Here is a 10304-nt window from a genome sequence, read left to right on the forward strand (position 1 = left end):
ATGCGTACAGAATGGGTAGCTAAGAGACGTGGACAAGACAACGTATCGCAAATGCACTACGCTCGTCAGGGTGTAATCACTGAAGAAATGCAATACGTGGCCAAGCGGGAAAATCTGCCGGCTGAACTTATCCGCGCTGAAGTAGCACGGGGGCGGATGATTATCCCTGCAAATATTAATCACACAAATTTAGAACCGATGGCTATTGGTATCGCTTCTAAGTGTAAAGTTAATGCTAATATCGGTGCTTCTCCCAATTCTTCCAATTTGCAGGAAGAGGTTGATAAACTTAATTTGGCGGTAAAATATGGCGCTGATACGGTGATGGATTTGTCCACAGGTGGTGGTAATTTAGACGAAATTCGTACCGCAATTATCCAGGCTTCACCTGTTCCCATTGGGACTGTTCCAGTTTACCAAGCTTTAGAAAGTGTTCACGGAACAATTGAAAATCTGACTGCTGATGACTTTCTCCACATTATTGAAAAACACGCCCAGCAAGGGGTAGATTATCAAACTATCCACGCGGGGATTTTAATTGAACATTTACCTTTAGTGAGAAACCGAATTACTGGTATTGTTTCTCGCGGTGGCGGAATTTTGGCGCGGTGGATGTTACATCACCATAAACAGAACCCGCTCTATACCCATTTTAACGACATCATTGAGATTTTTAAGAAATATGATGTTTCTTTCAGTTTAGGCGACTCCCTGCGCCCAGGATGTACCCATGATGCCTCCGATGAAGCCCAGTTGGCGGAACTGAAAACCTTGGGAAATCTCACCCGTAAAGCTTGGGAACATGATGTGCAGGTGATGGTAGAAGGTCCGGGTCACGTTCCTATGGATCAAATTGAGTTCAATGTCCGCAAACAAATGGAAGAGTGTTCGGAAGCACCTTTCTATGTTCTTGGTCCTTTGGTTACAGATATTGCTCCTGGTTATGACCATATTACCTCAGCTATTGGGGCAGCTATGGCGGGCTGGTATGGGACGGCGATGTTGTGTTATGTGACACCTAAAGAACATTTAGGTTTACCTGATGCGGAAGATGTACGTAATGGCTTAATTGCGTATAAAATTGCGGCTCATGCGGCGGATATTGGGAGACATCGGCCAGGTGCTAGAGACAGGGATGATGAACTTTCTAAAGCTCGCTATAATTTCGACTGGAATCGTCAATTTGAGTTGTCTTTAGACCCGGAAAGAGCGAAGGAATATCACGACGAAACTTTACCGGCAGATATCTATAAAACTGCTGAGTTTTGTTCCATGTGTGGACCTAAATTCTGTCCAATGCAGACTAAGGTTGATGCTGATGCTTTGACTGAATTGGAGAAGTTTTTGGCGAAAGAACCTGTAGCGCAAGGTTAAGATAATTGTCGTTACATATCGTTACTAGGTTAAACCTGGTAACGATATTGGAGAAATTAAAAAATAATTTAACTAACTGAAAGGCAATTTTTATGACTGTATTAATAATACTCCTTACTTGTCAACTATTGTAGGAATTGGCTTTGGATTCTATCGTTTGTTCGATAATTATTTACCGACTATCACTAATTTCCACAATCATTTCTCCTTGCTGTAATTGTTCCAAAGCATCAGGTAGAGTAATTATCAGAAGTTGACGCAAATTGCGATTTTAGACAAAACACCAAGTTAAATTTCTAATGTATGTCTGAGTACTGCATCTACTAAAGACATTTCTGACCAAAAACCAATAACTTTATCAATTTCTGTATCTAAAACAGTTGCTAGATTATCTGTCATAATCACAGAATCAGTAATTAATCCCGTTTGTTTTCCTTCTGGTGTTGCTATATTCACAAATACTCTGCTAGGGTGTCCAGCACGGGAAACATTACTAGTAATCATAGCTATAATAGTTTGCGATAAACCAGTACCAATATTGTTAGATTGAACAACTAAAGCAGGACGACGTTTAGCAGTTTTTAAGTTTGAGTCTGGGAACAAAACCAGCACTACTGAACCACGATTATAAGGCATCGTAAACTTCCATTTCTGGTTGATCCCAATCTTGTGCAAAACATTGTAATCTAGCTCTTAATTTTGCTGCTTGTTCTTCATTAATTCCGCGAGATGACAAATCTACAGAAGTATTTGCATCGAGAAAAGTTACAATTACTCGCGCTGTATTTATGCCTGTTGGCGTTTCGTTTAGCTCAATTTTCCCGTCTTTGTAAATGCCTTCGATTGACTGTAACATTAGTTTAATTTTTGGGGTAAACTACTTTTAAAACTATGCTTTTGGTAGTAACATAATTATTATATAATATTTTTGATGTTTAGTGTGATTTTTGTACAAAACAAATGTAATTTTTAATAAAATAAAATGACTCGACAATCTCATGATCAATTCACTAAAGAATATCTAGAGGAATTATTAACACCTTTAGGAACAATTAAAAAAAGTGAAAAGGTTAAAAGTGAAATTCAAGAAATTGATGTTTGGTTTGAACCCTTTTCTGATCAAAATCAGGAAAATCTACCTTTAGGTTTATTAGGGAAGATGGCTAAAAATCAATGTTTATTTGAGCCTTTTCGCAATCCACCATCGGAAATAGAAATTCGCAGTTGTTTACTTAAATTATATGCCGTTCATGGTGATGTAGTTAGGAAAGCAAAACGCGAAAATAGAAATATTGCTGAGTCACAATTACCGATTTTATGGATTTTAACACCAACTTTTTCAGATCGGATGATTGCGGGTTTAGGTGCAAATGAAATTGTAGAAGATTGGGTTAAAGGTGTTTATTTTCTTCCAAATATCTTGAAAACAGCAATAGTTGTGATTCATCAATTACCAGAAAATGAGGATACATTATGGTTGAGAGTTTTGGGGAAAGGAGGAACACAAAAAAGAGCAGTAGAGGAGTTAACTGAATTACCAGAAAATAACCCTTTTCGAGAAAATTTGTTAGAAATTCTAGCGGACTGGCGCAAGAATTTAGAATTGAGAGATAATTTAAGTAGAGAAGAGGAGGAAGTAATTATGAACTTATCACCGGCTTATTTACAACAAATAGAAGATTGGAAGCAAGAAGGAAAGCAAGAAGGTAAGCTAGAAGCAGAACTTTATTTGATAACTTCTCTGTTAGAAGGGCGTTTTGGTAGTTTAGATGCTGAGTTATCTGGTGTGGTGGAAAAGATTGCTAATATTCCTATTTCTGAACGTACTCAGTTACTTCTTGCTTTGGGTAATTTATCCCGTGAGGAGTTGTTGCAAAGATTGAGTAGTGAGGAAGTTTGAGGAGATTTACGAAACAACAAGACCCCCGATTTCTTGAAGAAGTCGGGGATCTAAAATCTAATTATGGGTTATTTGTAATAAACTGATATAGGGAGTTAAAGTGGGTACTTTCCCAATATAAATTGTGGAAAACACAAGCCAAGAGGGGATGTCGAAAACGAACAAATTATGTTACTAAATCGGCATTGGTATAGGTGCGTTTCAGCGTGAATACAGCCAAGATAATTCCCACAATTGCTAATCCCGCAGTTGGATAAAAGAAATTAGTGTAACTACCGAAAATGTCTCTAATTTTGCCAGCTAATAAAGTTCCACCCAAAGCCCCCATACCGTAAGCAGTGAAGACAATACCGTAATTTTTGGCGTAGTCTTGGGGTTGAAATATGATTAAAGTGGAAGTAGGAGCGATCGCTAACCAACCCCCCAAAGCCAAGTAAAATAGCGAAAAAGCGACTATATAAGTGAGTACACTTCCCTTTCCAGCACTCAGCATCATAATCGAGGCAATCAAAATGAAAACAAAGGAAACAATTGCCGCTAATTTTGGCGTAAATTTGTCCGTGAACCACCCAAAAAATAACCGCCCTGCACCATTAAAGACAGCGAACAGTGAGACTGTATTTGCGGCTGTTGCTGCATCCAATTTAATAATTTCCTGTGCTAGAGGACTAGAAATACCAATAGCTGCCAGTCCGGCAAAAGAACCAATGGTATAACAAGACCATAAGCCATAAAAACTGGAAGTCTGAAGAATTGATCCTGAAGTTGTAGTATGGGAATTTGCTTGAATAGCTACAGGTGGAGTCCACCCCTCTGGTTGCCAACCTTGGGGAGGAGTTGTGAGGATAGTAGAAATAGCGGTAATAATAGCTGCAAAAGCAATACCTAAAATTACAAAAGTTTGCCGAACTCCAAAAGCATCTATCAGAAACTTTGCCAAAGGTGCAGTAATTAAAGGTGACAAACCAAACCCAATCACAGTAGCACCAACAGCCAAACCTTTTTTATCGGGAAACCACTTAGCTACCACAGCCAACGGTACACCGTAAGCGATACCCACACCCATACCAGCAATTACACCATAGGTAATAGTTAGTGTGGGAATATTGCCACCCAAACTAGAGAGAATATAACCTAATGCCGTAATTAATCCACCAACACCTGTAATCAGACGAGTATCAAAACGATTGATATAAAAGCCAGTGATTGGCATTAAAATTGCGAAGACAACCAACAGCACAGTAAATGGCAACAGGCTATCAGTTGCACCTACATTGAGAAGTTTTTCTAAAGGTTTTCTAAAAATACTCCAAGAATAAACTGTACCCAAGCACAGCAGGATAGTTATACTTAGAGGTATCAGTAGCCATCGCCCTTTCTCAGCAGGCATACCAAACAATTGTACTTTTTCCATTTGTTGTTATGTGAATAAGGGAAATGATTTTTTTCCAGTATCTCACTTTTTGGCTCAATTAACACCAACTCAGTTACTTCTTTCTTTGGGTAATTTATCCCGTGAAGAGTTGTTACAAAGATTGAGTGGTGAGGAAAGTTAGTATAGTATAATATTTTTTGGCAGTTTGACGGAATTTCCCAAACTGCTGATGCGTTGAGTAATTTTTAACACTGTTTATTAAACTTGTGAGGATAGATGAGATTGAGCAGTTCTAATAATGCATTAAACGTAATACAACAGTCTCTAAATCTTGGAGTGGTAGAAGCACAAAGTAGTGAACAAAAATTACTACCATTACCATTAACAAAAGGATTCCAACTACAATATACCCATCCTCACGGACAAATTTATCAAGGTAATTCCCTAGATTGGCTGGCATCTCTTGATTCAGAAAGCGTTGATCTAGTGTTTGCTGACCCACCTTATAATATTAAAAAAGCTGAATGGGATAATTTTGAGAACCAAGAAAAATATATCGCCTGGTCAATTCAATGGATTAGCCAAGCTTCGCGTATTCTCAAATCTAATGGATCTCTTTACGTTTGTGGTTTTTCTGAAATATTAGCTGATTTAAAATATTCAGTATCCAAATATTTCAAAAATTGTCGTTGGTTAATTTGGCACTATAAAAACAAGGCTAATTTAGGTAGTGATTGGGGACGATCTCATGAAAGTATTATTCATTTTCGTAAATCAGATCAAGTGAAAATTAATATTGACGATGTGCGAATTCCTTATGGCGCACATACATTAAAGTATCCTTCCCATCCCCAAGCCGAAACCAGTGCTTATGGAAAAGGTAAAACTAAAAAAAATAATAACTGGACACCTAACCCAAAAGGTGCAAAACCTAAAGACGTAATAGAAATTCCTACTACTTGTAACGGGATGGGTGAAACAACACCTCATCCAACTCAAAAGCCAGAAGAATTATTAAGAAAATTTATCCTTGCATCATCTCAGGAAGGAGATTTGATTATTGATCCATTTTCAGGATCCGGAACAACTATTGTAGTTGCAGAACAACTTAACCGTCGTTGGATGGGATGTGATCTCAATATTGAGTATAATAATTGGGCAATTCAAAGATTAGAAAATGTCCATCGCATGACAAAGGAAGAATGGATAGCCTTTGATCGCAAAAATTCAGAACGCAGGGAGTCTATTCGATGAGGTTAGAAGATTTAGTAAATCACGCAGTGGACAAAGAAAATTTTCAGACTATTCAAAACTACATTTCCTTTTGTAGAAGCTATCTAGAATTTATAGCCAATGGCTTACAAGCTAGAATAGTTTCACAAAATGAAAATCATTACCAATTTTATCAATATACAAATGATGGTCATTACAATATAACTCGTCCAATTAATACTAACTTAATGTATGATGCTGGAATATTTGAAATTGCTTATAATCAGTTTTTGCAAGTTCTTGAGCAGTTGAGAGATAGACAGTTACCAGAGGAATCGTTACGGCAGGTTTTAATCTGTACAATCTATACCCTGCAGCAGACTATTGGTGCTACACTAGATGCTTTACCTTCTGGAAAGTCTAACCAAGCCCGTAAAGTTAATGGGGATCTTTTTGAGCGTCTAATTCGTCTGCTGATTGCATATCTCAATATAGATTGTGTTTCTGGAACAATACAAGTGCCTATTAGAGACGATAACGGAGTAATTTTGTTTAATACAACCTATCAACATGACTTATTGATTAGTCAAGACAATGAACTCAAGATTATTGGTTCAGTTAAAACTTCGAGTAAAGACCGTATTGATAAAATTTTTGTAGATAAGTTTTTATATAACAAGCTAACTAGCACTGATTTACCTCACATTGCAATTTTCTTAAATGATGTACAAAGAAAGAAGACAAAGCACCAAAATCGCTATGGGATTAATGCAACATTTTTACCAGGACACTTTAAAGCCTACACTATTAAACTAAATCCACTGGACGGTGTATATTACTGCGATATTCGCCCAAACATGATGAGGGATACACTACTTTCTCAACATATTCAAACTATTGATAATTTCTTTTATCGTGATATTTGGAATTTGCTAAGTAGTCATGGACAGTCTTTAGAAGAAGTTGAAATAGAGGAATGTGAAAATAGGGAAAGCGAATAATATTTATTTTTTTGGCATTTGAGTTTAAGTAATAAAATACAATATTTTAAACATTAATTGTCGTTGTTTTTTAATTATTTTGCTCCCCAATAAAAAAGCAAACGTCGTAATTTTAGCATTGAAAATTTGGGATTTAGCGATCATGATATTTGGATACCAGCAACAGTGATTCAACACAATCTCACTCTCGTTTCTGCTGATAGCGATTTTAGACGTATTCATCAACTACAGCCTTTTTTCTGGGAATCATGGGTGTAGATTCACTCTATTTTAAAAATAGCTTGAAGAAAATGAGCGATCGCTTTACTGAAAGTATCGCTATGAGATAAAATATAATCAAGTATTATTAAAATAACCTCTATGTCCCTACAAGAACTGAAAAAGCAAGCCTTTCAAATACCAAAGAGCGATCGCTTAGAACCGGTCCGTGCAATCATTGAATCATTGCAAAATCAACCCAGTCAAAAATCAGAACGGACTAGCATTATTAAACAAATGAAAGGTTTATTAAAAACCAATCAACCAGCACCAACCGATGAACAGGTAAAAGCAATGCTAGAAGAACATCGAGTGGAGAAGTATTTTTAATGAAAATTCTCATGATAGTAATATTATTTTACATTACTTATTAGATTGAGAACCATTTTTGCCAGAGGCATTTTCCTACTTTTTCTGGAAGTGAATTAAGATATATTCAAGAATACTCAGCTAATTCGTGTAATTACTTGCAGGATAGTCGATAATGAGAGAACCCAGTAAAAATTTCAACCCTCTATTTACTCCCACAGAAGTAGAAAAAATGGGGTTAACTTGGTTAGTTGCAGCGGGTATAGTCACAGCATTTTTGTGGCAAATACCTATGGGTAATTATATTTTATACCCATTTTCTATTTTAGCAACTTGGTTTCATGAAATGGGTCACGGTTTAATGGCCTTGATTTTAGGGGGACAGTTTCAAAAATTAGAGATATTTGGCAACGGTTCTGGTGTAGCTCATTATACCCTAAGTAATAGATGGGGATATCTTGGTATCGGATTGGTCGCTGCTGCTGGTCCAATGGGTCCACCTCTCGCTGGTGCAGGTCTAATTCTCGCTTCTGGTAGTTTGAAAACCACTTCTTTGAGTTTAAAAATTTTAGGCGGGTTTTTACTCCTGTCTACATTAATTTGGGTGCGTTCTTGGTTTGGTTTTGTCGCAATTCCCTTATTAGGTTTTATGATCTTAGGAATCGCCTTAAAAACACCTCTTTGGGTACAAGGGTTTGCGATTCAGTTTCTAGGTGTGCAAGCTTGTGTAAGTACCTATCATCAACTTGATTATTTATTCAGTTATACCGCAGGACCATTAGGATTATCAGATACCGGACAAATGCAGCAGTATTTGTTTTTACCTTATTGGTTTTGGGGGCTATTAATGGCGATCGCTTCTTTAATGATCTTAATCCAAAGTCTCCGCCTTGTCCATACTCAAAAATCAGCAAAATAACAGCATCTATTCAGTTATGACCACAAACCTCCTCAATTGCACCCAAACCCCCCACAGCGGCTATCATTGGGATGGTAGTAATCGCCGCTTTTTTGAAGGCTGGTATTACCGGGTCACAATACCCGAAATTAGGCAAACTATCGCCTTCATGTACTCCATCGAAGACCCCAGGGGTAATCAGCCCTACAGTGGCGGTGCAGCCCAAATTCTGGGCATAAATGATGAGTACCTCTGTCGCACTTTTCCCGATGTGAATAAATTTTGGGCGAGTCGGGATGTATTAGGATTAGGACATTGGGGAAAAACTAACTTACAAGTTTCCCCGCTATATCTCATTCCCAGTGAATTTACACAGCATATTTCCGAAGGCTATCAAGCCACAGCTACCTTAAATCAAGGCATAATTACCGATCCTGCCACTGGTAATTATTGCCAATGGGAGTATACAATTACACCTATATATGGTTGGGGAAATCAAAATAGTTTTCAGCAATCAACAGCGGGTTGGTTATCATTTTCGCAGATATTTGAACCTGGATGGCAAATTTTAATGGCTCATGGTTTAGCTAGTGGTTGGATAGACTGGCATGGTAAAATATATGAATTTACAAATGCGCCAGCATACGCAGAAAAGAACTGGGGTGGTGCTTTTCCCCAAAAATGGTTTTGGCTAAATTGCAATTCTTTCATTAATCAACCCGATTTAGCTTTAACTGCTGGTGGGGGCAAACGTGGTGTATTATGGTGGATGGAATCAGTTGCTATGATTGGTATTCACTACCAAGGTAAATTTTATGAATTTGTCCCCTGGAATTCAGAGGTAAAATGGCAAATTCAGCCCTGGGGTAGATGGCAAATGCAAGCCAAAAACCTAAATTATGAGGTTACACTGACCGGAACTACCCAGTTACCAGGTACTCCCCTCCGCGCTCCGACAACCAATGGTTTAATTTTCTGTTGTCGAGATACCATGCAGGGAGAGCTAAACTTAGAATTGCGAGAAGTTAATGGCAGCAAATCTCAGGTTATCCTGAATGCAAGTAGTAATCTGTGCGGTTTAGAAATTGGTGGCGATGATTGGGATAATTATTGGCAGTCTCAATGAAAATACTGCTATGATATTATTTGTCTTATCCTTGGGGTTGTAGCTCAGTTGGATAGAGCGAGCGCCTCCTAAGCGCTAGGCCGTGCGTTCGATCCGCACCAATCCCATATTAATATACAATAATATTTTAGATAAGGCTTAATCCTTTCGTGTTAAAGCCAGTTTGTTAAGGCTAAATTATAACTGCTATACTATAGTTTCTGCCATCTGTAGCAAGATAGTTCTTCCTTATCAAGATGATAATAACAGATTTAAAATCAAATGTCAACCCCTTTTTACTTCTAAAAACGGAAAAACATAAAAATATTTTTTGATTTGATGTCTTTAGTTGAATGAGTCTCTGCCATCTGTAGCAAGATAGTTCTTCCTTATCCAGATAATTATAACAGATTTAAAATCAAATGTCAACCCCTTTTTACTTCTAAAAACGGAAAAACATAAAAATATTTTTTGATTTGATGTCTTTAGTTGAATGAGTTTCTGTTTTTATGGGAGTTTAGGGAAATTAACGTGAATAATACAGAAAGATTAAGTTTTAAGGAAACCAAAATCTTTTAATAAAGGTTGACTAAAGTTAAAGTTGATACTTTGACCGAAAATAATGGGATACAAGCCCCGTCCACTTCGACAAGCTCAGTGCATCGCTTCTAGGACGGCTTTTCTTGATTTTTAATATACTCTTTTAATATCTCTAGTGGCGCACCTCCTACAGAAATGGCAAAATAACTGGGACTCCATAACGCTTCTCTATGAGGTTTTTTATAGCCAGCTTGCCCATACCTACGACTAGATACCCCTTTCAAAGCATTTACTATTTGAGAAATAGATAGTTTTGGCGGATACTCAATAAG

12 protein-coding genes and 1 tRNA gene are annotated in these 10304 nt (G+C 37.4%); 9 read left to right on the plus strand and 4 right to left on the minus strand.

The genetic code is table 11. The features are described from left to right. Positions 1-1374 carry a phosphomethylpyrimidine synthase gene (gene thiC / locus FFO06_RS14875; RefSeq protein ID WP_137908732.1) on the plus strand — a complete coding sequence of 458 codons (1374 nt, stop codon included), beginning with the start codon at positions 1-3 and terminating at the stop codon, positions 1372-1374. A 288-nt stretch (positions 1375-1662) separates the two neighbouring features. Here the strand turns inward: thiC and FFO06_RS14880 are convergent, their stop codons facing one another. Both FFO06_RS14880 and FFO06_RS14885 read right to left on the minus strand, forming a co-directional pair. Then, positions 1663-2010 (minus strand): type II toxin-antitoxin system PemK/MazF family toxin, encoded by a 348-nt coding sequence (locus FFO06_RS14880; RefSeq protein WP_137908733.1) that lies wholly within the window; start codon positions 2008-2010, stop codon positions 1663-1665. Further along, positions 2000-2230, minus strand: coding sequence for a hypothetical protein (locus FFO06_RS14885; RefSeq protein ID WP_137908734.1), 231 nt, complete (start codon positions 2228-2230; stop codon positions 2000-2002). The genes FFO06_RS14880 and FFO06_RS14885 overlap by 11 nt, the downstream gene beginning before the upstream one ends. A gap of 126 nt (positions 2231-2356) precedes the next feature. Here FFO06_RS14885 and FFO06_RS14890 point away from each other — a divergent pair, with 126 nt between their 5' ends. Beyond that, positions 2357-3274: a dolichol-phosphate mannosyltransferase subunit 1 gene (locus FFO06_RS14890; RefSeq protein WP_137908735.1), complete on the plus strand. Its 918-nt coding sequence runs from the start codon at positions 2357-2359 to the stop codon at positions 3272-3274. Between the two features lie 166 nt (positions 3275-3440). Here the strand turns inward: FFO06_RS14890 and FFO06_RS14895 are convergent, their stop codons facing one another. Next, on the minus strand, positions 3441-4688 hold the full coding sequence (locus FFO06_RS14895) for an L-lactate MFS transporter (protein WP_137908736.1): 1248 nt from the start codon (positions 4686-4688) through the stop codon (positions 3441-3443). A 10-nt stretch (positions 4689-4698) separates the two neighbouring features. Here FFO06_RS14895 and FFO06_RS22355 point away from each other — a divergent pair, with 10 nt between their 5' ends. The 7 genes from FFO06_RS22355 (at position 4699) to FFO06_RS14925 (ending at position 9560) form a co-directional block, all read left to right on the plus strand. Then, on the plus strand, positions 4699-4830 hold the full coding sequence (locus FFO06_RS22355) for a hypothetical protein (RefSeq protein ID WP_255501597.1): 132 nt from the start codon (positions 4699-4701) through the stop codon (positions 4828-4830). A gap of 155 nt (positions 4831-4985) precedes the next feature. Further along, a complete protein-coding gene (locus FFO06_RS14900) occupies positions 4986-5903 on the plus strand; it encodes a DNA-methyltransferase (RefSeq protein ID WP_236097155.1) in 918 nt (305 codons plus the stop codon). Next, entirely contained in the window at positions 5900-6862 is a 963-nt protein-coding gene (locus tag FFO06_RS14905; protein ID WP_201275469.1) for a hypothetical protein, read from the plus strand. Before FFO06_RS14900 ends, FFO06_RS14905 begins: the two co-directional genes overlap by 4 nt. Positions 6863-7222: 360 nt before the next feature. Then, positions 7223-7450: a hypothetical protein gene (locus tag FFO06_RS14910; protein WP_137908738.1), complete on the plus strand. Its 228-nt coding sequence runs from the start codon at positions 7223-7225 to the stop codon at positions 7448-7450. A 154-nt stretch (positions 7451-7604) separates the two neighbouring features. After that, entirely contained in the window at positions 7605-8348 is a 744-nt protein-coding gene (locus FFO06_RS14915) for a M50 family metallopeptidase (protein ID WP_137908739.1), read from the plus strand. A 16-nt stretch (positions 8349-8364) separates the two neighbouring features. Beyond that, positions 8365-9453, plus strand: coding sequence for a tocopherol cyclase family protein (locus FFO06_RS14920; RefSeq protein WP_137908740.1), 1089 nt, complete (start codon positions 8365-8367; stop codon positions 9451-9453). Positions 9454-9486: 33 nt separating this feature from the next. Further along, positions 9487-9560: transfer RNA gene (locus tag FFO06_RS14925), tRNA-Arg, on the plus strand. 540 nt (positions 9561-10100) lie between these two features. Here the strand turns inward: FFO06_RS14925 and tnpA are convergent. After that, positions 10101-10304: IS200/IS605 family transposase (tnpA, locus tag FFO06_RS14930; RefSeq protein WP_137908741.1), on the minus strand; the 204-nt coding region annotated here is incomplete at its 5' end.

It is taken from the genome of Dolichospermum planctonicum (assembly GCF_005402965.1).
GTDB lineage: Bacteria > Cyanobacteriota > Cyanobacteriia > Cyanobacteriales > Nostocaceae > Dolichospermum > Dolichospermum planctonicum.

Coding starts and splice junctions, on each gene's coding strand:
- thiC (WP_137908732.1), top strand. CDS start 1: ATGCGTACAGAATGGGTAGCTAAGAGACGTGGACAAGACAACGTATCG.
- FFO06_RS14880 (WP_137908733.1), bottom strand. CDS start 2,010: ATGCCTTATAATCGTGGTTCAGTAGTGCTGGTTTTGTTCCCAGACTCA.
- FFO06_RS14885 (WP_137908734.1), bottom strand. CDS start 2,230: ATGTTACAGTCAATCGAAGGCATTTACAAAGACGGGAAAATTGAGCTA.
- FFO06_RS14890 (WP_137908735.1), top strand. CDS start 2,357: ATGACTCGACAATCTCATGATCAATTCACTAAAGAATATCTAGAGGAA.
- FFO06_RS14895 (WP_137908736.1), bottom strand. CDS start 4,688: ATGGAAAAAGTACAATTGTTTGGTATGCCTGCTGAGAAAGGGCGATGG.
- FFO06_RS14905 (WP_201275469.1), top strand. CDS start 5,900: ATGAGGTTAGAAGATTTAGTAAATCACGCAGTGGACAAAGAAAATTTT.
- FFO06_RS14910 (WP_137908738.1), top strand. CDS start 7,223: ATGTCCCTACAAGAACTGAAAAAGCAAGCCTTTCAAATACCAAAGAGC.
- FFO06_RS14915 (WP_137908739.1), top strand. CDS start 7,605: ATGAGAGAACCCAGTAAAAATTTCAACCCTCTATTTACTCCCACAGAA.
- FFO06_RS14920 (WP_137908740.1), top strand. CDS start 8,365: ATGACCACAAACCTCCTCAATTGCACCCAAACCCCCCACAGCGGCTAT.